Source organism: Variovorax sp. MHTC-1 (genome assembly GCF_003984645.1).
GTDB lineage: Bacteria > Pseudomonadota > Gammaproteobacteria > Burkholderiales > Burkholderiaceae_C > Variovorax.
Map to the genome: position 1 here is coordinate 24,921 of NZ_RWKI01000022.1, position 21,863 is coordinate 46,783.

20 protein-coding genes and 1 pseudogene are annotated in these 21,863 nt (G+C 65.9%); 12 read left to right on the plus strand and 9 right to left on the minus strand.

The window, feature by feature from the left end:
• Positions 1 to 38: 38 nt before the first annotated feature.
• The 5 genes and pseudogenes from bcsZ to EJI01_RS24235 all read right to left on the minus strand — a co-directional run bounded on the left by bcsZ (position 39) and on the right by EJI01_RS24235 (position 6,590).
• On the minus strand, positions 39 to 1,250 hold the full coding sequence (gene bcsZ / locus EJI01_RS24215; protein ID WP_126839678.1) for a cellulose synthase complex periplasmic endoglucanase BcsZ: 1,212 nt from the start codon (positions 1,248 to 1,250) through the stop codon (positions 39 to 41).
• 23 nt (positions 1,251 to 1,273) lie between these two features.
• Entirely contained in the window at positions 1,274 to 3,382 is a 2,109-nt protein-coding gene (bcsB, locus tag EJI01_RS24220) for a cellulose biosynthesis cyclic di-GMP-binding regulatory protein BcsB (RefSeq protein WP_260602650.1), read from the minus strand.
• Between the two features lie 152 nt (positions 3,383 to 3,534).
• On the minus strand, positions 3,535 to 5,703 hold the full coding sequence (gene bcsA, locus EJI01_RS24225; protein ID WP_126839680.1) for a UDP-forming cellulose synthase catalytic subunit: 2,169 nt from the start codon (positions 5,701 to 5,703) through the stop codon (positions 3,535 to 3,537).
• A gap of 207 nt (positions 5,704 to 5,910) precedes the next feature.
• A pseudogene (locus EJI01_RS24230) lies at positions 5,911 to 6,051 on the minus strand (EamA/RhaT family transporter); the annotation flags it as partial.
• 53 nt (positions 6,052 to 6,104) lie between these two features.
• Positions 6,105 to 6,590, minus strand: coding sequence for a response regulator transcription factor (locus tag EJI01_RS24235; protein WP_312846083.1), 486 nt, complete (start codon positions 6,588 to 6,590; stop codon positions 6,105 to 6,107).
• A 778-nt stretch (positions 6,591 to 7,368) separates the two neighbouring features.
• Here EJI01_RS24235 and hmpA point away from each other — a divergent pair.
• Complete coding sequence (gene hmpA / locus EJI01_RS24240; RefSeq protein WP_126839681.1) at positions 7,369 to 8,583, plus strand: NO-inducible flavohemoprotein; 1,215 nt, start codon at positions 7,369 to 7,371, stop codon at positions 8,581 to 8,583.
• Positions 8,584 to 8,880: 297 nt separating this feature from the next.
• Here the strand turns inward: hmpA and EJI01_RS29105 are convergent, their stop codons facing one another.
• Positions 8,881 to 9,111 (minus strand): hypothetical protein, encoded by a 231-nt coding sequence (locus tag EJI01_RS29105; RefSeq protein ID WP_126839682.1) that lies wholly within the window; start codon positions 9,109 to 9,111, stop codon positions 8,881 to 8,883.
• Positions 9,112 to 9,593: 482 nt separating this feature from the next.
• Here EJI01_RS29105 and tnpA point away from each other — a divergent pair, with 482 nt between their 5' ends.
• From tnpA to EJI01_RS24265, 4 genes are read left to right on the plus strand one after another with little or no spacing between them, the layout of a single operon-like run.
• Positions 9,594 to 9,995, plus strand: a complete 402-nt coding sequence (gene tnpA, locus EJI01_RS24250; protein ID WP_260602651.1) for an IS66-like element accessory protein TnpA — start codon at positions 9,594 to 9,596, stop codon at positions 9,993 to 9,995.
• Entirely contained in the window at positions 9,992 to 10,357 is a 366-nt protein-coding gene (tnpB, locus tag EJI01_RS24255) for an IS66 family insertion sequence element accessory protein TnpB (RefSeq protein ID WP_126839683.1), read from the plus strand. The genes tnpA and tnpB overlap by 4 nt, the downstream gene beginning before the upstream one ends.
• A gap of 41 nt (positions 10,358 to 10,398) precedes the next feature.
• Positions 10,399 to 12,123, plus strand: a complete 1,725-nt coding sequence (tnpC, locus tag EJI01_RS24260; protein ID WP_260602653.1) for an IS66 family transposase — start codon at positions 10,399 to 10,401, stop codon at positions 12,121 to 12,123.
• Positions 12,120 to 12,623: a hypothetical protein gene (locus EJI01_RS24265; RefSeq protein WP_126839684.1), complete on the plus strand. Its 504-nt coding sequence runs from the start codon at positions 12,120 to 12,122 to the stop codon at positions 12,621 to 12,623. Before tnpC ends, EJI01_RS24265 begins: the two co-directional genes overlap by 4 nt.
• A gap of 321 nt (positions 12,624 to 12,944) precedes the next feature.
• On the opposite strand, the gene EJI01_RS24270 is transcribed toward EJI01_RS24265, so the two are convergent.
• The 3 genes from EJI01_RS24270 to EJI01_RS24280 all read right to left on the minus strand — a co-directional run bounded on the left by EJI01_RS24270 (position 12,945) and on the right by EJI01_RS24280 (position 15,985).
• Positions 12,945 to 13,832, minus strand: coding sequence for an FkbM family methyltransferase (locus EJI01_RS24270; RefSeq protein WP_185879039.1), 888 nt, complete (start codon positions 13,830 to 13,832; stop codon positions 12,945 to 12,947).
• Positions 13,833 to 14,565: 733 nt separating this feature from the next.
• A complete protein-coding gene (locus EJI01_RS24275) occupies positions 14,566 to 15,363 on the minus strand; it encodes an IclR family transcriptional regulator (protein WP_126839686.1) in 798 nt (265 codons plus the stop codon).
• Positions 15,347 to 15,985 (minus strand): flavin reductase family protein, encoded by a 639-nt coding sequence (locus EJI01_RS24280; RefSeq protein ID WP_126839687.1) that lies wholly within the window; start codon positions 15,983 to 15,985, stop codon positions 15,347 to 15,349. The genes EJI01_RS24275 and EJI01_RS24280 overlap by 17 nt, the downstream gene beginning before the upstream one ends.
• Positions 15,986 to 16,193: 208 nt before the next feature.
• Between EJI01_RS24280 and EJI01_RS24285 the strand changes: the two genes are divergently transcribed.
• The 7 genes from EJI01_RS24285 (at position 16,194) to EJI01_RS24315 (ending at position 21,772) form a co-directional block, all read left to right on the plus strand.
• On the plus strand, positions 16,194 to 17,153 hold the full coding sequence (locus tag EJI01_RS24285; RefSeq protein WP_409513981.1) for a Bug family tripartite tricarboxylate transporter substrate binding protein: 960 nt from the start codon (positions 16,194 to 16,196) through the stop codon (positions 17,151 to 17,153).
• Positions 17,150 to 17,575 carry a RidA family protein gene (locus tag EJI01_RS24290; RefSeq protein WP_126839689.1) on the plus strand — a complete coding sequence of 142 codons (426 nt, stop codon included), beginning with the start codon at positions 17,150 to 17,152 and terminating at the stop codon, positions 17,573 to 17,575. The genes EJI01_RS24285 and EJI01_RS24290 overlap by 4 nt, the downstream gene beginning before the upstream one ends.
• A gap of 21 nt (positions 17,576 to 17,596) precedes the next feature.
• The gene (locus tag EJI01_RS24295; protein WP_126839690.1) at positions 17,597 to 18,484 is read left to right on the plus strand and encodes an amidohydrolase family protein; all 888 of its coding nucleotides are present in this window, start codon (positions 17,597 to 17,599) and stop codon (positions 18,482 to 18,484) included.
• On the plus strand, positions 18,481 to 19,356 hold the full coding sequence (locus tag EJI01_RS24300) for a fumarylacetoacetate hydrolase family protein (RefSeq protein ID WP_126839691.1): 876 nt from the start codon (positions 18,481 to 18,483) through the stop codon (positions 19,354 to 19,356). Before EJI01_RS24295 ends, EJI01_RS24300 begins: the two co-directional genes overlap by 4 nt.
• On the plus strand, positions 19,353 to 20,165 hold the full coding sequence (gene hpaH, locus EJI01_RS24305; protein WP_126839692.1) for a 2-oxo-hept-4-ene-1,7-dioate hydratase: 813 nt from the start codon (positions 19,353 to 19,355) through the stop codon (positions 20,163 to 20,165). Before EJI01_RS24300 ends, hpaH begins: the two co-directional genes overlap by 4 nt.
• An 8-nt stretch (positions 20,166 to 20,173) precedes the next feature.
• The gene (locus tag EJI01_RS24310) at positions 20,174 to 20,989 is read left to right on the plus strand and encodes an HpcH/HpaI aldolase family protein (protein ID WP_126839693.1); all 816 of its coding nucleotides are present in this window, start codon (positions 20,174 to 20,176) and stop codon (positions 20,987 to 20,989) included.
• A gap of 573 nt (positions 20,990 to 21,562) precedes the next feature.
• Positions 21,563 to 21,772, plus strand: a complete 210-nt coding sequence (locus EJI01_RS24315) for a hypothetical protein (RefSeq protein ID WP_260602658.1) — start codon at positions 21,563 to 21,565, stop codon at positions 21,770 to 21,772.
• The last annotated feature ends 91 nt before the right edge of the window (positions 21,773 to 21,863 follow it).

The window sequence follows — 21,863 nt, forward strand, 5'->3', positions numbered from 1 at the left end:
TCCCAGCGCACCCCACGCGGCCAGGCACGCAAGCCGCGTCAGGCGAGTTGCGTGGATGGGCACAGGACTCTCCAATTCGGCTGCAGCTGGCCGGCGCTGTCGAAGGCGTAGCGGCCATCGATCCACGCCTGGCCGAACAGCACCAGCATGCGTTCGTAGTAGGGCAGCGGCGCCAAGGCAGGCTGGGCCGGGCTCGGCGCCCGGTCGCGGATGCGCGCGATCTGCACGTCGAGCAGGCCTTGCAGCCCTTGCACCTTCAGGTAAGGCAGCAGCGCACCCGCGAAGCCGACCGGCGCGGCGCCGCGTGCAGCGCCGCTGTCCGTATCGACGTATTCGGGAAGCGGCTTCTTCTGTTGGAGCACTGTCCGCGGACCGTGCAGGGATTTCAGCAGCGGCGCGCGCGCCGGGTCCCGGGCGTGCAGCATGCCGGCCCAGAGATAGACGCGAATCGCGTCATAGCTCCCGACAGTGCCCTTCTCGGGGTCGGCCGTGAAGGCCTTGTCCTTTTCGGCCCAGGCACACCAGTCGGGGGCGAAGCCGCGCGGTGCGACAGCGCCCAGCATCCGCACAGTGTTGTCCGCGATCTCGCGCCACGGTCCCTGCGCGTCTTCCTGCTGGAACCGGCGCATGAGCTGCAGTGGCAGGTAACTCGGATTGAGCCGCCACAGCGGCCCGCTGGCGATCGCGCGCGGCCAGGGCAGCAGCATCCTGCCGAGTCCCGGCAGCGAGACGACCTCCTCGCGCGTGGCCGTCGAGAGCACGCTGCGGCCGAGCGCCCTGTAGCTCGCCTCGCTCCAAAGACGCCCCGCCTCGAGCAGCGCATAGGCGATCCACAGGTCCGAGTCGGAGGCCGGGTTGTCGTCGAGCACGCCCCAGCTTCCGTCGGGCTTGCGGCCCCATCGCCACGCCGGCAGCCGCTCACCGAGCCGGCCGGCCGCTAGATTGGCGTTGGTCCATTGAAGGACTCGGGCGAAGGTGGCGCGGTCGTTGTGAACCAGGGCGAGAAACAGGCCATAGGACTGGCCCTCCGATGTCGAGTGATTCTGCGGCGTGTCGAAGTCGATGATGCGGCCGTCGCGCTGGACGTGGCGCTCCACGAAGCTGGTCCAGTCCGCGGTGGCGAGGCATGCGCCGCTGTTCGCATACGCCAGGGCCGGCATGGCGGCAGTTAGGGGCGACAGCGAGAGCGCGGTGAGGTAGCGACGTCGTTCGGCACGCGCGGGGTCCGGGGGAGGCAGGGGGCTCGTCATCGATGATTCAGGAGAGCCGCTCGCTAGCGCAGCCTTCGGCGCGCGCGCAGCTGCAGGCTGAGGTAGGCCGCGGCGGCACCGATGAAGGCCAGCGCCACGACCAGGGCCGCCAGCAGCAACGGGCTGCGCGAGAGATTCCACTGCAGCCAGGCGATGGGCGGCAGATGCCCGACGTAGTAGGTCTCGCCCGCGAGCAGGCTGTGCACCTGTGCCTCTCGCACGATCGCCGTGCTGCCCTGGATTGCCTTGAGGAGCTCGGGCGACATCAGTGCGTTCAGGAGCGCGCGTTGGGAGCCGGCGTCGGCCACCACGGCCACCACGCTGCGCCCCGGCTTGAGCGGTGATTCGAATCCCGACAGCACGGCGTCGCTGCCGTCCTTCGCAACGGTCATCTGCGTGCTGGACGGCAGGTCTTCCCGCTGGCGTGTGCCGGCAACAAACTTCAGCGTTTCGTCAACCCATGTTCCGAGGCGGAACGCCTGCACGCGTTGGCTGCGCTTCAGCGGCATGCGCTCGGCCCATTGCGCGAAGAGCGGCTGGTTCTGCAAATTGCCGATGACCAGCAGATCCTTGTCCGCCCATTGCGAGACCTTCGACGCACCACCGACTGTGACCCGCAGTGCCGGATAGCCGGTTGCGTTGCCGAGCTGGCCCATTAGCGCGAGGTATGTCTGCGTGTCCGACGATGTCGGCTGTTCGGGCAGCACCACGGCAGTCTCGGCGAGATCGGCAACACGTGTGAAGGGGAATCCGCCGTTAGCGAAGCTCGCCAGCTCCGGCATCGCCAGATAGTGCGGGAGCGCCGAGATGTCGATGGTCGAATTGGCCTCGATGCCGCCGCGCACGTTGTCGAGCAACGGGGTGCAAGGACCGGCCGCGGGTTCGAAGTAATAGTGCATGCGCAGCTGGTTGCGCGAGCCCAGCGCGAGCGGCGGCAGAAGGATCTTCTTGCGCTCGCCGACCGACCCGTCCGGCAGCAGCGGTTGCGCGAGCGGGTTCCACCATCGTTCGCCGGCAGGGTTCGCGGCCTTGAGCGGCAGGGAGCCGACGAAGGTCTCGCCGAGGCTGAGGTTCAGCGTCGACTGGTCCGCGCGCACGCGCGGTGTGTAGCGGTAGCCCAGATCGAGGGGGATGCCGCGGGCGCGCCAGGTGAACAGATCGGGAGGCAAGCGCAGGTTCACCTTGACCACGTCCGGTGTGTAGCCGGCCACCGTCAGATCGTCCGCCGCAGCCAGTTCGCCCAGTTGCACCGGCCGGTCGCTCGCGATCCAGCGCGGGGCGTCATAGGCGCGGCGTGCGGCCGGCTCCGCGAAGTTGGAGATGAGGGCGGATGTACCAGTCAGCGCGCGGCTGTTGAGCACCAGCGCCGAGCTCGCGGTACGCAGTTCGGCAGGGTTCCGGCCCATGACGAGCAGCAGCTTGTGCGTCGCATTGCCAGGATGGTCGACGACGGCGAGCGTCGGGCCTTCGATCGGAGGGAGCGCAAGACCGGCAATGGTGGTATCGGGCATGGCAAACACCACGGCATGCGCGCCCGTCGGGAGCGCCCCGCTTGACACCGGAAAGACGGCGCCGCGGTAGTCCGTGAGAGCGCCGAACCACGAGGACACGACGCCTGCTGCCTCCAGCGTGGAGAAAGCCGCAGCGCTGCCGAAGACGAAGGGCAGGTTGAGCCGGCGAGTATCGCGCGCGTCGAAGAACGGCAGCGGCAGTGTCGCGAGATCGGCGTGGATCTTGAACGGCTCGACGGTGAGGCGCAGCGTGCTCGACGCATCCACCTTGGCCCAGAGGCTGGTGTGCGACGGATCCTCGCACCCGCGTGTGTAGTGCCCGATCAATTCGATATTGATGCGGTTGAAGTCGGTGATCAGGCGCCGGTCGATCGGAATGACGGCGCTCTGCGGCTTGCCTGCTTCGGCGCTCGTAACCGGTAGCGTGGTCACGCCCACGTCGTTGACGCTCACCTTGAGATGGGACAGCTCTGGGATGAGGGCCGGCGAATAGGAATAGTCGAGCTTGAGCGACGCGGCCGTGATCAGCTCGTCCGCGCGCACACTGAACGGTATGCCCACCGTCGCGCTGGTGCCGCGCAGGGTGACGGAGTAGTCGACGCCCAGCTGCGCGAGGTTCATTTCGCGAGCTGCGGCGCTTCGGGCGCCTGTGGCCGTCACCGCACTTGCGGCCGCTGCGTTGGAGGGCTCGCGCAATCCCTGCGCCGATCCCTCGCCACAGGCGAGCAAGCCCAGCAAGAACGAGACGACCCAGGCCCGATTGCTCGCCCGCATCAGGCGGATCCCCCGCTGCGAGACTTATCTGCAGCAGCCGTCGAAGGGCGCAGCCTGCGCGCGACGGCGCGGCCGTAGTGTGAAAACATGTCCTTGAACCCGACGGCGCTGATGCGCGCGATGTGGGCGAGCACCCGGTGCGCCCCGATCCGGGGATGCTTGCCCCAGCGCTCGGACCAGATGTCGGGTCGCGCGATCGTGCACCGCACGAGCGCGTGCTCCTGGGCCAGCGTCAGCGCTTCGAAGCGCAGGCCCAGGCGCTTGCCGCGGCTGAAGCGAACCGTGGCGGGAAAGCGGTGTTCCACCTCGCCGTCAAACAGCGACACCTCCAGCGGCACGGCGTTTGCGTACCGGGCGTCGACCGGCAGATCGATGCCCAGACCGGTGTTGGAAAAGTCGAAGGTGTGGCAGGCAAGAGGTGGCTGGCCAGGAAAATGCAGGGTCGCCGGCATCCGCAGGTCGACCCGGTGCGCTGCCCGCATCTGGCGCGACTCGTTGGCCGCGGCGACGCAGGCGCCGAGGATCACGAGGTTGTAGAGCGTCCATGAAAGATTGAGCCAGACGGTGGCGATGCGCTCTTCATCGACCCAGGTCAACCGCCACAGGCCGAAGCCCACGCCGATGAAATTGAGCAGCAGTAGGAGCAGGCTGGCCTTGGCGATCTGGGTGTCGAAGTACTCCCTCTCGATCAACCCGCCCTTGGCGGTGACATTGAACGCGCCGAGCTTGGGATTGATCAGTGCCACCAGTGTCGGGCGAAAGATGTGCCAGGCCAGGACCGCCTCGTATACCTCGTTCCAGAACAGGTACCGAAAGCGCCCCTGGATGCGGCTGTTCGTCAGGTTGGCATGGAAGATGTGCGGCAACGCGTACGCGAAGATCATCGCGGCCGAGGCGTGGATCACGCTGGCGCCGAACACGAGGTAGGCCAGCGGCGCCGTGAGGTAGATCAGCCGCGGTAGACCATAGAGGAAGTGCAACATCGCGTTGAGGTAGCACAGCCGCTGTGCCCAGCTCAGCCCGTGACCCAGCAGCGGATTGTCGATGCGGAAGATCTGGGTCATGCCGCGCGCCCACCGGATGCGCTGGCCGACATGGCCCGACAGGCTTTCGGTGGCGAGGCCGGCCGCCTGCGGAAGTGCCAGATACGCGGTGTTGTAGCCCGCCCGATGCATCTTGAGCGCCGTGTGCGCGTCCTCGGTCACGGTCTCCACCGCGATGCCGCCGATCTCTTCGCAGATGGTGCGCCGAAGCACCGCGCACGAGCCGCAGAAGAAGGTCGCGTTCCACAGGTCGTTGCCGTCCTGGATCAGCCCGTAGAACAGCTCGCCCTCGTTCGGGACCGTGCCGAAGGTATCGAGATTCTTCTCGAACGGATCGGCCGAATAGAAGTGGTGCGGCGTCTGCACCATCCCCAGCTTGGGATCGCGGCCGAACCAGCCCATCGTGACCTGCAGAAAGGAGCGCGTGGGCGTGTGATCGCAATCGAAGATGGCGATGAACTCGCCGCTCGTGTTCTTCAGCGCCGCGTTGATGTTGCCGGCCTTGGCGTGCCGATTGTTGTCGCGCGTGACGTGGGCCACGCCCACTTGCTCGCAGAACTCCCGAAACTGCTCGCGACGCCCGTCGTCGAGCACGAAGATCTTGATCTTGTCGCGGGGCCAGTCGATCGACATTGCGGCCAGCACGGTCGGGCAAACCACCGACAGCGGCTCGTTGTACGTCGGTATCAGGATATCGACCGTGGGCCACAGCGACCGGTCCGCGGGCAGCGGCAGCGGCTTGCGCTCCAGCGGCCAGGCGGTCTGGACATAGCCGAGCAGCAACACCACGAAGGCGTAGATCTCCGCCATGAGCAGCCCCGACGCCAGCACGAGATCCAGCACATTGCTCATGTACATCGTGTCGGTGATTCGCCAGTACAGGTAGCGCGCCGAGACGACGACCGACAGGAAGATCAGCGCCAGCATGGGCAACCGGCCCGGAAAGCGGTGGATGACCAAGGCGGCGATGAAGATCGCAACCGACAGCGTGAGCTGCTGGTTCAAGGTCAGCGGCGTGATGATCACGATCGGCAGCACCACCAGCGTGATCGTCCAGCTCACGGCGCGGAACACCGCGTGACCCGCGGCGCGGCCTGGATGGAGCGATTGCCTCGTCTCGCTCACCGGAAAACCACGGGCGCTGTCGCCGCCTTGCAATGAGCGAAGATCCGGCCCGACCCCATGACGCCTTCACGGCGCTTGGGTTGAGGGTTGGGCGCTTTGTCTTTCATCGGACCTTGCGCGGATTGTGGCGGCGCGGTGTTTCATTGACAACACGCGAGCGGCATGCTGTCGCGCGAATGCGATTTGGAGACTCTTGATGTGTCAATACAGCGTCGCCGCGCCAAAGGCGCAGCGCCAGAACAGCAGGTCGACAATGGGCTGGCCCGATTCCACGACGAACCATCCGATGGTTCCGGATATCACCATAGCGGCGGTCATCTCGATGGTGCCGCGCTTCTTGTTCTTCATGAAGCGCTGAGAGTGCCACGAGATGCGGGCCCTGGCCATTCACTACGAAAGTTCTAATACTGAATCAGGTCCCTTGCCTTCAGCAGGCCGTCTGTGGCCTGAGCGGGTACTGAGGCAACTTCCTGCTGGGGAGCTTCAAGGCAGTACGCAAAGAAGGCCTCGAGCTCGGTCGACTTGTCAAAAACCACATCGGCGCCAGCCGCCAAGCAGCGCCGGCGCATGTCGTCGGTTGCGTAGTTGGTCAGCACGACGACACGCTGATTCGGGCGGCGCCTTCTGCACTCCCTCACGACGCCCAATCCGGAGCCCTCTGAGAGAAATAGGTCGATCACCGCCAGTTGCCACTGGCCGGCATGCTCTTCTAGCCAGGCAGCCGCCTCGCGCTCGGAGCCCGCAACTCCGACCACCTGGACGTCGGCCATGTCTTCCATGGCCGGAACCAGGTTCTTCCGGATGGTGAGGCTGTCTTCGACGAGAAAAGCTAGAAGGGACACTTGGCGGACCATACGGGTCTGCTCGCGTTCGCTCGTGAGCCCCAAGCGTCTGGCTCCGTAGGAGAACCACTATCGTCTCTTCGAACCCTTGCTGGGCGGAGAGCTCGTCTGCCACTGCGCAACACCGGAGGACCGGCGCGTGGCTGGCGGCAAACTGGCTCCTGATGGTCGTCTGCGACCTGGACGAAGTCTGGATGCCACGTACTCGTCCTGCTGTGGCACAGACTGTGTCGTTCGCTTCCCCGAAGTACCAAGCCGAGCGGCTACAAATCTTGGAAAGTGGTTTCCCCAGTCCGAGGTCTCGTTGTCCACTCGTCGATGAAGTTCCGGGCCTTCGAGTCGAGCGCCCAGCAGGCGCTGCTCGAATCCTTGCGATTCGTGGAGAGAGCGAGCCGGCACTCGTGGTCACCGTTCAAGTACAACTCGGCGTGTCCCGACCACACCTCCCCGCTGCCGGTGGTTTCAATCTTCACCAGCCATCCTCGATACTCAAACTCACTGGAACTGTCGCTAGCCATGCCTCAATCTCGTTGAGCCGAACGGGCCCCCGCCATCTTCAGCTTATCCCTTCCAAAGCGAACTGAAGAAGAGGGTTAGCAACTATCGCACCAGAGGTTCGCCCGCCCACGCCTCGTCGAGAAGCTCCAACCGACTTTCTGCACGAACACGTGAGAGAAGCCCCTCCCTGGCGTATGACAGAAGCACCACCTGGTCTAAGGACCCTCGCTCATCGTAGCCCTAGCACCGCGAAGGAGCTTTCGTTGACGCATCGCTTTGTGCTTCCTATGCTCCCTGTACGGCACCAATGTCAGGGGAGATCGAGATGCTCACGCAGACCGCCATCGCCACCATCAAAGCCACGGCGCCGGTGCTTGCCGAACACGGGGTGACGATCACTCAGCGTTTCTACGAGCGGCTGTTCCAAGCGCATCCTGAACTGAAGAACCTGTTCAATGTGCGTCACCAGCAGACAGGCGAGCAACACCGCGCGCTGGCAGCCGCGGTGCTGGCCTATGCAACACATATCGACAACTTGCCGGCGCTGGGTCCGGCCGTGACGCGGATGACGCACAAGCATGCCAGCCTGAATGTGCAACCTTCTCAGTACTCCATTGTCGGAGAGCATTTGCTGGCGGCTATCGAGGAGGTGCTCGGAGAAGCGGCGACGGCCGACTTCCTTGGCGCGTGGGCCGAGGCGTACGAAGCGCTCGCGGACATCCTCATCGGCGCCGAACGCGCGCTTTACGACGACGCCGCAGCGCGCCCGGGTGGATGGCGAGGCTGGCGCAATTTCGTGGTGCGCCGCAAACGAAAGGAGAGCGATGTGATCACGTCGTTCTTCCTCGAGCCCGAAGACGGGAAGCCGCTCGCGGACTTCAAGCCGGGTCAGTACGTCAGCGTGGCGGTTGATGCGCCGCGGCTGGGCCTGCAACATGTCCGCCAGTACAGTCTATCGGATGCGCCCAATGGAAGGAGCTACCGGATCTCCGTCCGGCGAGAAGGCGAACTCTCCGAGCACGCCGCCGGCTACGTGTCGAACTTGTTGCACAACCATGTGAATCCGGGCGATGTCGTCCGGATCACGCCACCGTTCGGCGCTTTCCACATCGATGTCGCAGCCAGCACGCCGGTTGTGCTCATCAGCGGCGGTGTCGGCCTGACACCGCTGGTCAGCATGCTCAACGCGGTGCTGAAGAATACTGAGCGCGAGGTCGTTTTCGTGCACGGCGCACGCAACAGCAGCGTGCACGCCATGAAGGAACGGGTGAAGGCATCCGCCGACACCAACCGGCGCCTCACGAGCATCGTGTTCTACGACGCACCGCTGGACAGCGATGTACAAGGCTACGATCACGATCACGTGGGATTGGTGGATCTGCGCCGAGTTGCGAAGTCGGTACTCAAGCCGGACGCCGACTACTACGTTTGCGGTCCCATGCCGTTCATGCGCATGCAGGTCGAAATGCTGAAGTCGCTAGGGGTCGCGCAGGCGCGTTTGCACTACGAAGTCTTCGGCACTGACGTGTTGGGGAAGTAGTTGTCGGGCGGCACCGGATTGCCGGGGGTGGCGAGGCCCTGGGGCGGAGGTGCTGCCGTTAAAACAGCGCAATGTGGCCTCGAAGCGCCGTCATCAGCGCTTCAGACCTGAGCCAATCAACACTACCTCGGGCCTTCAGCCCCTGAAGGTTCGATTGCGGGCAGATCTCGGGACCCCTGCACCACTAGCAAATGAAAACGGTGCGCCACGAACCACCTTCGGGAAATAGCACCTGTCGTCGTTGCCTTTGGCGCACGGGCGAACTCTTTCCGATGAAAACCCTCGCGAGACGTCCTGTCAGCGCAGGAGATCGGGAGATGCAGCGATCACGAGTCCGATCAAGCCGATCGCTGCCAACACCGCGAGAACGAGGGGGCGATGGCGCCCCTCTTCAGGGCTGTAGTGTCGCTTCGCTCTTACCATCGACTTGCTCGCATCCGCGACAATTCTGGCGTGGTCGTCCGGTCGCGCGAGGCGAGCGGTGATTCCCAAGTCTTTCGGCGCAGAGGAGAAGTGACTCGATTCCATGAACTGATTTTGGTTTATTCCGGTCACCGGCCACAAGCAGGCCAAAGTGCGCATTCCGGTCGGGCCATTCCCCGAGTTGCCAAATCTGCGTAGGCGGTCTGTTCTCAGCTTGACCTGATTTGCATGCTTAAGTAGCAACAACGCGGGCACGACCGGGCAGCTGCTGCATTGCGTGTTAAGCCGTCCGCTCCTGAAGCGCTTGCATGTATTGAGGCGTCCTGGGCACTCAGATTTTGACGAGATTGGGGCCAAGACAAGTGTGGCCCAGGCGCGTATCAAGGTAGCTGTCGCCTCCATCTCGATTCAGAACGCAAAGCGTCTTGCGCGCAGGACTGATCCCGTCGTGAACAACTCGACGGCTGCGCTGCGCTCTGGGTTGAACTGGCGCGAGAGCGACTCCCCCGTGAACGTCCGGTCCGACCATCTTGAAAGCTGGCTCGGAGCATAGGAGCCTCGAGTCCACTTCAACTCTTGGTGGACTCGTGAACACTATCCCCGATCAACAAGCTGGTCCGCGCCAGCGCCGACGCGCGCACAGCGACGAGTTCAAGGCCGGTGCGGTGGCGGCCTGCTCGCAGCCTGGCATGTCGATGGCCGCAGTGGCAATGGCTCACAGCATCAACGCCAACCTGCTGCGGCGATGGGTGCACGAGGCCGAGATGAAGCCAAGAAGCGAGGTCGTGCGCGCGAACGTCGTGGATGGAGCCAAGGCGCAAGAGCCCAAGACCGTCTTCGTGCCGGTCAGCTTGCCGGCACCGGTGCCTCCTGCTCAGGCCCCAGACATTCGCATCGAGCTGCGGCGTGGGCCCACAACGGTCACGGTGTCCTGGCCGGCAGGTGCCGCCAGCGAGTGCGCGGCCTGGATGCGCGAGCTGCTTCGATGATCCGCATCGACGCGATGTGGCTGGCCGCAGACCCCATCGACATGCGCGCCGGCGCCGAGCGCCTGTTAGCGCGCGTGGTGCAAGTCTTCGGCGCAGCGCAGGCGCACCATGGCTACCTGTTCGCGAACGCCCGCGGCACGCGCGTCAAGCTGCTGGTGCACGACGGCTTCGGCGTGTGGTGCGCGGCGCGCCGGCTCAACGCGGGGCGCTTCGTCTGGCCGGGCACGACCAACGCGACGCCCTTCGCTCACACCTGCGCAGTTCGACGCCTTGGTCCTGGGGCTGCCGTGGCAGCGCCTTCCCGAGCTAAGCGTCATCACGCGAGCCTGAGGCCCAGACACAATCGCCCTTGCACGCGTTGACAGCGGATGTGCCGATGTTTGCATCGGCGTGCACTGGCATCATGCAACGCATGCTTGGCGCGCGTGATCTTCCTGCAGCGAATCCTTCGGGACTGTCCGCCGAGACAGCTGCGCTGGTTGCTCAGTTGCTCCAGCGGCTGCAAGACCAGGAGCAGCAACTGGCCGAGCATGGCCGTGTCCTTGCGCAACGCGACCAGGCGCTCGCCGAGCGCGACGCGCTGCTGCAGCGCAAGGACCGCGAGATCGCACTGCGCGAGGCCAAGATCGACAAGATCACCTTCGAGCTGGCTAGGCTCAAGCGCTGGAAGTTCGGCGCCAAGTCCGAGGCCATGAATGCCGAGCAGCGCCGCTTGTTCGAGGAGACGCTGGCCGAGGACGAGGCGGGCCTGCGCGAGCAGCTTGAGCGGCTTCGGCGTGAAGCCGCGGCGGCCGCGGCCGCCGCAGCAGCCTCGGGCACAACGACCACGGCGCCCCCACGTCGGCCGCGTCGCAACCCGTTCCCCGCGCACCTGCGCCGTGTGGAGCACCACCACGAGCCCGAGCGCACCGACTGCCAGGAACCTGGCTGCGGACGCCCGATGACGCGCATCGGCGAGGAGGTCAGCGAGCAGCTGGACATCGTGCCTGCCGAGTTCTTCGTGCATCGTCACATCTACGGCAAATGGGCCTGCCGCTGCTGCCAGGTGCTGCGCCAGGCGCCCAGCGTCGCGCAGGTCATCGAAGGCGGTATCGCTGCCAGCGGCTTCGTCGCACACACGCTGATCAGCCGCTTCGTGGACCACATGCCGTACTACCGGCAAGCGGCCATCAACGCCCGCAGTGGCGTGCACACGCCGCGCTCCACGCTGGGGTCAATCACCGGCCAGGCGGGTGCGGCGCTGGAGCCGCTGCACGAGGTGCACAGGCGCTTCATCCTCAGTTGCGCAGTGCTGCACGCCGACGAGACGCCCGTGGCCTTGCTGGACCCGGGCGCGGGCAAGACGCGCCGAGCCTACGTCTGGGCCTACGCCAGAAGCTGGCACGACAAGGTGCCTGGTGTGATTTACGAGTTCTGCCCGGGACGCGGGGCGCAGTACCCGCTGGCATTCCTGGGAGGCCAGGATAGACACGGTAGGCGATGGTCGGGCACGTTGCTGACCGACCGCTACAGCGCCTACGAGACTGTGGTCGATCCGCGGCTGTATCCGGACCGCTTGGGCGCAGCCTGCGCCGCGCACGCACGCCGCAACTTCGAAGAGTTGACGCACGACGGCACCAGCGTGGTGGGCCTGGAGGTGGTGCGTCGCTTTGCGCGCATCTACGGGTTCGAGGCACAGCTCAAAGAGCTCAGCGATGACGAGCGCCGGGCGCAGCGCCAGCAGCTCGCCAAGCCGCTGTGGGAAGAGCTCAAGCACTGGCTACAACTGGAGCGCCGGCTGGTGGCCGACGGCGGCCCGACGGCGAAGGCCATCGACTACACGCTGGTGCACTGGACCGCACTGACGCGGCACCTGGACGACGGCGCCGTCGCGCTGGACAACAACCACCTGGAGCGCCAAATCAAGCCGTGGGCGATGGGCCGCAAGGCATGGATGTTCGTGGGCAGCGAACTGGCCGGCCAGCGCGCCGCCATCGTGATGGGCCTGGTGCAGTCGGCGCGCCTGAACGGCCACGACCCCTGGACCTACCTGCGCGACGTGCTGCAGCGCCTGCCGATGCAGCGCAGCAGCCAGATCGAGGACTTGCTGCCGCACCGATGGCAGCCAGCGTCCGACGCGGCACCATGACCTTGCTCACGCAGGCCGTGATGGTCCGGGCGAACATCGCCGTCGACCGTATGAGCGCGCAACAGAAGGTTGAGCTGGCTGACGAAATCTACGTCCAGCAGCCGAACCTGCTGGCCTCCATCCTCGTGTTGCCTCGCTACGGGGTCGACATGCTGCAGCTTGAGGTGCCGATCCACGTCCTGCTGGTCGCGTTCCAGGCCATGAAGCACTGCGGGCACGCCTTGCCAACGATCTCTGAAGACGTCCAGGAAACCTGCTTGCAGCGGCTGACGGCGACGATGAAGTTCACCGAGGGCGTGCCGCCAGACCTCGTCGAGCAGATGATCACAAAGTTCTGCGTTGACCACCCAGAGCGCTCCCTGCTGGCATTCGTGTATGGCCACCTTGGCCAGCACGACCTGCTGCGCGTGCGAACTGACGCCGAGAAGTTCTTGCTGCTGGCCGCCCTCAACCTCGTGGAGTGCGTTGCCTACGTCGGAGCACAGCTTCAGTCCAAGTGAACCGCGTGCGGCCGGTCAAGATGGGATGACTGGACGCTCACACTCCCCCCGAGGGCAGTTCACGGAGAAAGGCCCCCCGGCGACGAATCACCGGGGGGCCGGAGCTGTCGAGGCGTTGAAGGAAGAGGGATGAGGAGGAGACGCCGCGGCAGCAAGATCAGTGTGCGGTGGCCCGCGGCGGCTTGCAGGTGGGCCGCGGGCTCGCAAACGTGAAGGAAGTTGCCTAACCCAAAAGTGTTCCTGTGCGGATCAATGTGCGGCTGCGGACACCCGATCGAGGAGGGGATGGCCGGGGGGCGGTCGCAACCCAAAGAACGAAGGTCATACGAGCAGCAGATCGTGCTGACCATCGCCCGATCCCAGCTTGGCAGCCAGGATTTCGAGCACCTCGACGGAGAACGGACGAAACGCGTCGCCCGGCTCGTTCAGATCGCAGAATGACGTGTAGCCTGCCCTCTGAAGTGCGTACCTGAGTCGTTCCATGCCGCCGCTGCGCGACAGCCCACCAGGCCAGAACTTCATGACAAGGGGAGGCTTGCGCTGCAGTGTCCGGGGCCCGCCTGCCAGCACATAGCCCTCGAATCCCTGAGTGTCCATCCACAGTAGCGCCGAACCTAGATCCACACCTTCTGCAATTCGGTCGAGGCTCTGCGATGGCACCTCGATACCCTCGCCGGGGTCAGTTCGGTCGTTGCCGTAGCGAACCCGGTGATTGCCAAAATTGGTCTTTGAGAGTTCGAACGAGAGGGTCTCGTCGTTTTTCTCCCCCAGCGCAATGTTGTGCGTTGTGATCTGGGCCGAGACCCGATTGACCTCGACGTTGGTCCTCAGCAGCGAATAGTTCAGGGACTCCGGCTCGATCGCGATGGCCCTTTCGAACAGCCCGCGCTTCACCGCAGGGATGCAGATCGTTCCGATGTTGGCGCCGATATCGATCAGCGAAGTCAGGCGGCGCCCGCTCAGCAACGACGCAACCCGGTGCAGCGTGGAAAAGTTGTAGGGCTCGCGATGCTTGAATAGCCACTGCCCTATGACGGGGTCGCCCGCCGCGACCACAAACATTTCGGATCGGCAGACAGCCAGCAGCAAGGCTTCGCGCGGTGCCGTATCCCAGAGCAGGTGCGCCACCAGCGGGCTGTGGAAAAACCGATGCTGGCCAAAGCTGCGAACAGATTTAAGAACGCTCCGATAGATCTTATTTTTCAACATAAACGTTTGCTCCGTCCGTCTAGTTGCTGCTGTGCAGGCCATGCACTATTGCACTAAACGCGCAAACTAGGCGTAACACTGCGAACTTACGTACTACATTCGATGACCTCCGGGGGCGCGGCGGCCGGCGGTGGGGCGGCTGGAGAACATCGGCACCCTGCAGGCCAGCGTCGGTGCCAACCTGTCCGCCGACAGCCTGGCCAACCGCGGCAGCATCGCCAGCGGTGGCGAACTCAAGATCGCCACGCAGAGCACGCTCGGCAACGGGGGCGGCAACCTCGACGGCCCGAGGGTCGAACTCGCGAGCGCCGGCGGTGATATGGACAATCGCGGCGGCACCATCCGCCAGACCAGCGGGGTCGGCCTGACGGTGCCGGCACCGAGCTTGAGCAACACCACGGGTGGCGTGATCGGCGCGGAGCCGATTCCTGAAACGCCTTCGCAACCCAACCCCGGCACTGGCGCCAGCGGAACGAACCCCGGAACACCGACCACCGGCGATTGCGGCAGCACCGGCAATGGAACCGGCAGCAGCGGTGGCACAGCGCCTTCGCAGCCTTACGTGCCTCCCGCCCCCGGCAGCCTCACGGCCGCCGGCTCCATCCTCAACGACGGCGGCCGCATCTACGCGGGCGGCCCCATCGCGTTGCAGACGCCGCAGATCGACGGCGACCGCACTCGGAGTCCGGGTGTCAACCAGATTGCTGTCCGGCATCAGTGCCCCCTGCGGCCTTCACCGCCTGCGCCGCGCAATCTCCACAGCTTGGGCGCCGATCAAGACCGCGCGCTCCTGCATCTGCTTCACCACGCCGGGCACCCGCTCGTCCGGCAAGCGCTCGGTGATAGTGGCCATCGCCAGCCCCGCCACCGTGCGCCCGTCTGCCAGGCGCACCGGAACCGCGATGGCGCGGGAGCCGGGCACCACGCCCACGGGCGCGTATGCGTAGCCCAGCGCACGCGCGCCAGCAGCTCGCTCCAGCAGCTCCGCTGGATCGACGTGAAGCAAGTGCAGCCGCCGCGCATTGCGCCGAACGATCTCGGCAGCCTCCGCCTCCGGCAGCGATGCCAGCAGCACCAGGCCGCTGACACCGACGCCGAGCGGCCTGCGCGCACCGATCTCGATCGACAGCACCTTCACCGGAAAGCTGCCGGGGCGCCGGTCGATGCAGACCGAGTCGGCGCCATGGCGGATCGTGATGAAGGTGGTGTCGCCCAGGGACTCGGCGAGGTAGCGCAGGTGCGGCTCGGCAATCGCGCGGATCGGAAAACGTGCCGAGCGCGCCAACCCCAGCAGCGAGACATCCCCGCCGATGAGGTAGCGTCGCGTCCCGGGGTCCTGCTCAACCGCCCCTTCCTCGACCAGCACTCGCAGCAGGCGGTGCACGGTCGGACGATTGAGGCCCGTATGGCTCACCACGTCGGTCAGTCGAACGCCGCGCTCCTGCCCGGTCGCGACCACGCGCAGCACGGACAGCGCGCGGCGCACGCTCTGCGCGCCGGCGGTGGCGGCCACGTCATCGGATTGCGTCATCCCCATTCATCACCGACTTGGGTGTCTGCTGCATGCCGCGCAGCGTGACGATCGCGCCGAGCGTCGCATAGTTCGGCCCGCCGATGCGGCAGACCGGATCGAGCGCCCTCGTGTCGACCTTGCCGTCGTGGACCAGGCCCTCGCGGAAGTGGAACATCGTGACCTCGCCGACGATGAACTCCGCGCCGGTGTCGCCGAATTCGACCACGCGCTCGAGGCGGCACTCCATGCTCACCGGCGCGTCGGCGAGCCGAGGCACGCGCACGGTGCTGCAGGGCAGGGTCCGCAGGCCGAGCAGCTCGGTCTCGCTCACGTCGGGCGCATGCTCGGCGCTGCTCTCGTGGATCGCGACCATCTGTGAAGCGTCGCCGATGTTGACGACAAACTCCCTCAGCGCATGGATGTTGGCGCCGGTGTCCTTGCGCCGGCCCGCCTTGCGGCCGATGTTCACGCCCAGCAGTGGCGGCTTGTTGGACACGAAGGTAAAGCAGGAGAAGGGCGCCAGGTTGATCACGCCGCTCTCCGACTGCGAGGTGATCCACGCGATCGGGCGTGGCACGACGATGCCGCTCATCAGGCGGTAGGTGGCTTCGGGCGATAGCGCGCCGGCATCGATGAACATGGCTGGCCTCTCAGGTTGGGACTGAGGCGATTGTCGGTAGTGGCGCGAATACGCGCCTCTGCGATCTGCGGATAGTGTCCACGATGTGGAACAAAACGCACCTATTGCATTGCAGCATCATGCATGCGCTTCCTACAGTAAGGGCAAGCCGAAACGGGGTCCTGACCCGCGATCCCACGGCGCTTACGGAGACATCATCTTGAGACTAGTGACCGCCTTCCTCGCCACCAGTGCCGCGCTGACGGTGCTGCCCGCCCTGGCTCAGAACACCTGGCCCGACAAACCCGTCAAGCTCGTGCTGCCCTATCCGCCCGGGGGCAACGTCGATGGCGCCGCGCGCATCATCAGCGAACAGCTGCAGGCCGTGTTCAAGCAGCCTTTCGTCGTCGAGAACCGCCCCGGCGCCGGCGGCATGATCGCGGGCGAGGCCGTCGCCAAGGCGCAGCCCGACGGCTACACCTTTTTCATGGGTGCGAACGGCCCGATCCTGTTCTCCCCGACAATCTTCAAGCGCAACGCCTACGACTGGAAGAAGGATTTCGCGCCGGTCAGCTCCGTGTCGTTCACGCCGCTGGTGCTGCAGGTGCATCCGTCCACTCCCTACAAGACCGTGGCCGAGCTGATTGCCGCAGGCAAGAAGCCGGGCAATGCGCTGACCATGGCCTCGCCGGGCGCCGGCACCACGAACCACCTGCTGAGCGAATACCTGCAGCGCGAGAGCGGCGCGCAGTGGACCACGGTGCACTACAAGGGCAATGCCCCGGCCACGACCGACCTGCTGGGCGGCCAAGTGCAGTTCAACTTCGACCAGCTGTCGGTGGCGGGCCCCTTCATCCAGCAGGGCCGCACGCGCGCACTGGCCGTGAGCTCGCCCAAGCGCCTGCCGCAGCTACCCGACGTGCCGACCTTGCAGGAGGTCGGCTTCAAGGACTTCAGCACCGAAACCTTCACCGGCATCCTGGCGCCGCGCGCCACGCCGAAGGAGATCGTCGTGCGGCTGTCGGATGCGCTGCAGAAGATCCTCGCGGACAAGGCCGTGCAGGCCAAGTTCCAGGCGCTGGGCTCCGAGGCCCGCGGCACAACGCCGGAACAGTTCACCGAGTTCCTCGCCAAGGAGGACGCCCGGTGGATGCCCGTCATCAAGCAAGCCAATATCACCGCAGAATGAGCAGCCACGCCCACCCGCCGCTCGGCCGCACCGCACCGGCCGCGCGCGCCAGCATCTACGTCGAAGGCTTCTCCCACAAGAACCCCATTCCCGCGGCCTGCCGCGTCGGGCCACTGCTGGAGAGCGGCAGCATCCAGGGCAATGATCCCGCGACCGGCAAGCCCGCCGCGACCGTCGAGGCCCAGTGTCGCTTCATGCTCGACAACGTGCGCCGCATCGTCGAGGCCGCGGGCGGCAGCACCGCGGACATCGCCAAGCTCACGGTCTGGATGAAGGACCGCAGCCAGCGCCCCGCGCTCAACGTGCCCTGGCTCGAGATGTTCCCCGATCCCACCTCGCGGCCGGCGCGCCACGCGATCGTCGCGCCGGAGCTCGACATGGGGAAGCTGATCGAGTGCAGCTTCACCGCCTGGATCGCCTGACCTTCCGACACGCTTCCTCTCATGCCCGACTATCTTCCCTTCGATCCGCACCCGCGCGCGCCGGTGCCCCTGCCGCCGCCGCTCGCCTGCGACAGCCAGTTCCACGTCTTCGGCCCGCGCGAGCGATACCCCGTGCGCCCCGGCGCGGCCTACGAAATGCCGACGGCCACGTGGCAGGTCGCCAAGGCCCTGCATGCCACCCTGGGCATCGAACGCGGCGTGATCGTCCAGGCCACCACCTACGGCGCCGACCACACGGTGGTGCTCGATGCACTGGAAGGCCTGAACGGCAGCGGGCCGCGCCGCTACCTGGCCTGCGCCAACGCCGCGGTGCTGGTCGAGCACGACGATGCCTATCTGCAGAAGCTGCATGACGCCGGTGTACGCGGCGCGCGCTTCACCCGCGGCGGCCTCGGCATCAGCCTGAGCGCGGACGAGCAGGCGCGCGCCTTCGCCCGGGTCAAGGAGCTGGGCTGGTACGTGAAGGTGCAGCCCGAGCCCAGCGGCATCGCGGAGCAGCTGGCGGCCTTCGAGGCCCTCGACGTGCCGGTGCTGCTGGACCACATGGGTCGCGCCGATCCTTCGCGCGGCGACGCCGATCCCAGCCTCGCGCGCATGCTGGAGCTGTTCGGGCGCGGCAACTTCTGGGTGATGCTGTCCTTGTCCGAGAAGCTCTCGAAGACCGGTGCGCCTTGGGACGACGTGGTGCCGCTGGCGCAACGGCTGATCGAGGCTGCACCCGACCGCTGCGTGTGGGGCAGCGACTGGCCACATCCCGTCTCGGTCAAGCAGCCGCCGAACGAGGGCGAGCTGCTCGAATTGCTCTACCGCTTCGCGCCCGACGCCGCCACGCAGCGAAAGATCCTCGTCGACAACCCCGCCCGCTTCTTCGGATTCCAGACCCCATGAAACTCATCAGCTATCTGCACGACGACGCTCCGCACTGGGGCTGTGTCACCGGCGACGGCGTCGTCGACCTGGGGCGGCGCCTGCCTGGCATCGACTCGGTGGCCGCACTGCTCAAAGGGGGCGAGGCCGCGATCGCGCAGGCGCGTGCGGCGGCCGAAGGCGCGACACCGGACCATGCGCTTGCCGACGTGCAGGTCGCGCTGCCCATCGCCCGGCCGCGCCGCATCTTCTGCATCGGCGTGAACTACGCCAACCGCAACGCCGAGTACAAGGACGGCAGCGAGCTGCCCAAGTACCCCAGCCTCTTCATGCGCGTGTCCGAGTCCTTCGTCGGCCATGGGCAGCCCCTGCTGCAACCGCTCGAATCGAAGCAGCTCGACTACGAGGGCGAGATCGCCATCGTCATCGGTCGCCGCGCACGCCGCGTGTCAGGCGACGCGGCGCTGGCCTGCATCGCGGGCCTGACCTGCATGAACGAAGGAACGATCCGCGACTGGGTCCACCACGCCAAGTTCAACGTGACGCAGGGCAAGAACTTCAATGCATCCGGGGCCATCGGCCCTTGGATCGCCACGGCCGACGAGTTCCCGCAGGGCTACGGCGGGCTGCGCGTGCAGACGCGAGTCAACGGCGAGACGCGGCAGGACGACACGACCGCGAGCCTGATGTTCGACTTCGCCTACCTGATCCACTACCTGTCGACCTTCACCACGCTGGAACCGGGCGACATCATCGCGACGGGCACGCCAACGGGCGCCGGCATCCGCTTCGACCCGCCGCGCTTCCTGCAGCCGGGCGACGTGGTGGAGATCGAGGTCGAGGGCGTGGGCGTGCTGCGCAACGTGGTGCAGGCCGAGGAGGCCTTCGCATGACGCTAGCCGACGCCGCCCTCGCGCAGGCCGCGCAGCGCCTGGAGGATGCGCAGCGCACGCGCGTTGCCTGCCGCCAGTTCTCGCTGGACCACCCCGACATGACGATCGCGGATGCCTATGCCATCCAGCACGCCTGGATGCAACTGAAGATTCGCAGCGGCCGCACGGTGAAGGGGCACAAGATCGGGCTCACCTCCAAGGCCATGCAGCGCGCCGTGAACATCGCCGAACCCGACTACGGGACCTTGCTCGACGACATGTTCCATCGCGATGGCGCGGTCATTCCGTCCGAGCGGTTCCTGCAACTGAAGATCGAGGCCGAGCTTGCCTTCGTGCTCGCCAAGCCGCTGGCGGGCCCGGACTGCACGCTGTTCGATGTGCTCGATGCCACCGCCTACGTGACGCCGGCGTTGGAGATCCTCGACGCGCGCATCCAGCGCATCGACCCGGAGACGAAGCGCACGCGCACCGTGCTCGACACCATCTCCGACAACGCCGCGAACGCAGCTCTGGTGCTCGGCGGACGCCCCTTCAAGCCGGCGCTCGTCGACGCTGACATCCGGCGCATCGGCGCGATCGTGAGCCGCAACGGGGAGGTCGAGGAGACCGGCCTCGCGGCCGGCGTGCTCAACCATCCGGGCTACGGGGTGGCTTGGCTAGCCAATCGGCTCCACCGCTTCGGCATCTCGCTCGAGGCAGGGCAGGTCGTGCTGGCGGGCTCCTTCATCCGGCCCATCGATGTGGGCAAGGGCGATACGGTGGTCGCCGACTACGGTGAATTCGGCACCGTGTCCTGCCATTTCGGATGATGATGCCCATGCCCGTTCTTCCCAATCACTTCAAGCGCGCGCTGGCGGCCCAGGTGCCGCAGATCGGCCTGTGGTCCACCTTGCCCGACCCCTACATCTCCGAGATCGTTGCCGGTGCCGGCTTCGACTGGATGCTGCTCGACACTGAACACACGCCCACGGAGGTGCCGCAGATGCTGCGCCAGTTGCAGGCCGTGGCGGCCGCCGTGCCGATGGACGCGACGCGGCGCACCTCAGCGGTGGTGCGGCCGGACTGGAACGACACCGTGCTCATCAAGCGCTACCTCGACATCGGTGCCCAGAGCCTGTTGCTGCCCTTCGTGCAGAACGCAGCCGAGGCGCAGACGGCAGTCCGCGCGACGCGCTACGCGCCGCAGGGCGTGCGCGGCATGGGCGGCTCGGTGCGGGCCGCCAACTTCGGGCGTATCCGCGACTATGTGAAAGGCGCGCAGGAGGAGCTGTGCGTGCTGGTGCAGGTCGAGACCCGGGAGGCGCTCGATCATCTCGAGGAGATCGCCGCGGTGGACGGCATCGATGGCGTCTTCATCGGGCCGGCGGACCTGTCGGCGAGTCTCGGGCATCCGGGCGAGCCGAACCACCCGGAAGTGCGCAGCGCCATCGACGATGCGATCCGCTGCATTCGCGCCCTGGGCAAGGCGCCGGGCATTCTCATGCTCGACGAGACGCGGGCGCGCGAATGCCTGGAGCTCGGTGCCCTGTTCGTGGCGGTCGCGATGGATCTGCAGATCCTGGCGCGGGGCGCGGAGGCGGCCGCCGCGCGTTTCGCATCCCACAGGCCGGCGGCTGCCGACATTGCCTACTAGGCTGGGTGTGAGGCGCACGGGCACTTACGGGTGAAGGCGCGCCTGACTGATGGGCAAGCCCTTGGAGCGACATTCAGCCCTGTTCGAAAAACTCCAGACGGTGTCGGGAGCATTCCCCGACCCATCGCCTGCAAGCATCCCTTTCTCCGAAACACACGGCCATCGCCGCTAACAGCGCCAACAACCAGACGGGGCATTCGAGGAAGGCGCAGGGTCGCAAGTTCGCGCAGCCGGTCGGTCGGGCGGTGCCCTGCGCCATGGCTTAATTGACTTCGCTTGTTTTGGCTCGTAGCGAATTCGAATCGGCGTTGTGCGGGAATACCGATGGGCGTGCGAGATACGAGCAGTCCTTCTTGTTTCAGCAACTCCGGCTGAACGTCGCGCGCGGCTGGGTCGCCTGGGCCAAGGCGGGTGCGCGTCGCATCCGCATCGTCGATTCTAGGTAGGACTTTTGGCCTATCCTCATAGAGACCACCGACCGTTAGCATCGACTGCAAGATAAGGGAGCGGAGGGCGCCGGCACACGTCAGGTTATTCACGGCTTTCCCCTGACGTCTTGGCAGCATTCAACATTTGGGAGTCTCACGAAGTTGCCATCCAGCGAATGATCGCGGCCGGCGCGAACGTGATGACCGTGATGGCGAATGGCAACGCGATTGGGCGCGCACCGAGCATGTCGAGGAGCTGACCGAGATTCTCATCCAGCACTTCGGCGGCAGCGGCATCGCGTATCTTTGGGAGCAGCAGTTGCTCAACACGCCTGTACCTGGCAACGCAGGATGATTGAGCGGGGATGAAGAAATTCTTGCGCGACGCGTTGCGAAAAGGCTGATTGCTTATTGAACCTCATCGTCCCTCTCTCTATAGGAAGGCT

Coding starts and splice junctions, on each gene's coding strand:
- bcsZ (WP_126839678.1), bottom strand. CDS start 1,250: ATGACGAGCCCCCTGCCTCCCCCGGACCCCGCGCGTGCCGAACGACGT.
- EJI01_RS24275 (WP_126839686.1), bottom strand. CDS start 15,363: ATGACGCAATCCGATGACGTGGCCGCCACCGCCGGCGCGCAGAGCGTG.
- tnpC (WP_260602653.1), top strand. CDS start 10,399: ATGCAACGCATGCTTGGCGCGCGTGATCTTCCTGCAGCGAATCCTTCG.
- EJI01_RS24270 (WP_185879039.1), bottom strand. CDS start 13,832: ATGTTGAAAAATAAGATCTATCGGAGCGTTCTTAAATCTGTTCGCAGC.
- EJI01_RS24280 (WP_126839687.1), bottom strand. CDS start 15,985: ATGTTCATCGATGCCGGCGCGCTATCGCCCGAAGCCACCTACCGCCTG.
- hpaH (WP_126839692.1), top strand. CDS start 19,353: ATGACGCTAGCCGACGCCGCCCTCGCGCAGGCCGCGCAGCGCCTGGAG.
- tnpB (WP_126839683.1), top strand. CDS start 9,992: ATGATCCGCATCGACGCGATGTGGCTGGCCGCAGACCCCATCGACATG.
- EJI01_RS24310 (WP_126839693.1), top strand. CDS start 20,174: ATGCCCGTTCTTCCCAATCACTTCAAGCGCGCGCTGGCGGCCCAGGTG.
- EJI01_RS29105 (WP_126839682.1), bottom strand. CDS start 9,111: ATGGAATCGAGTCACTTCTCCTCTGCGCCGAAAGACTTGGGAATCACC.
- EJI01_RS24265 (WP_126839684.1), top strand. CDS start 12,120: ATGACCTTGCTCACGCAGGCCGTGATGGTCCGGGCGAACATCGCCGTC.
- EJI01_RS24290 (WP_126839689.1), top strand. CDS start 17,150: ATGAGCAGCCACGCCCACCCGCCGCTCGGCCGCACCGCACCGGCCGCG.
- hmpA (WP_126839681.1), top strand. CDS start 7,369: ATGCTCACGCAGACCGCCATCGCCACCATCAAAGCCACGGCGCCGGTG.
- bcsB (WP_260602650.1), bottom strand. CDS start 3,382: ATGAACCTCGCGCAGCTGGGCGTCGACTACTCCGTCACCCTGCGCGGC.
- EJI01_RS24295 (WP_126839690.1), top strand. CDS start 17,597: ATGCCCGACTATCTTCCCTTCGATCCGCACCCGCGCGCGCCGGTGCCC.
- EJI01_RS24300 (WP_126839691.1), top strand. CDS start 18,481: ATGAAACTCATCAGCTATCTGCACGACGACGCTCCGCACTGGGGCTGT.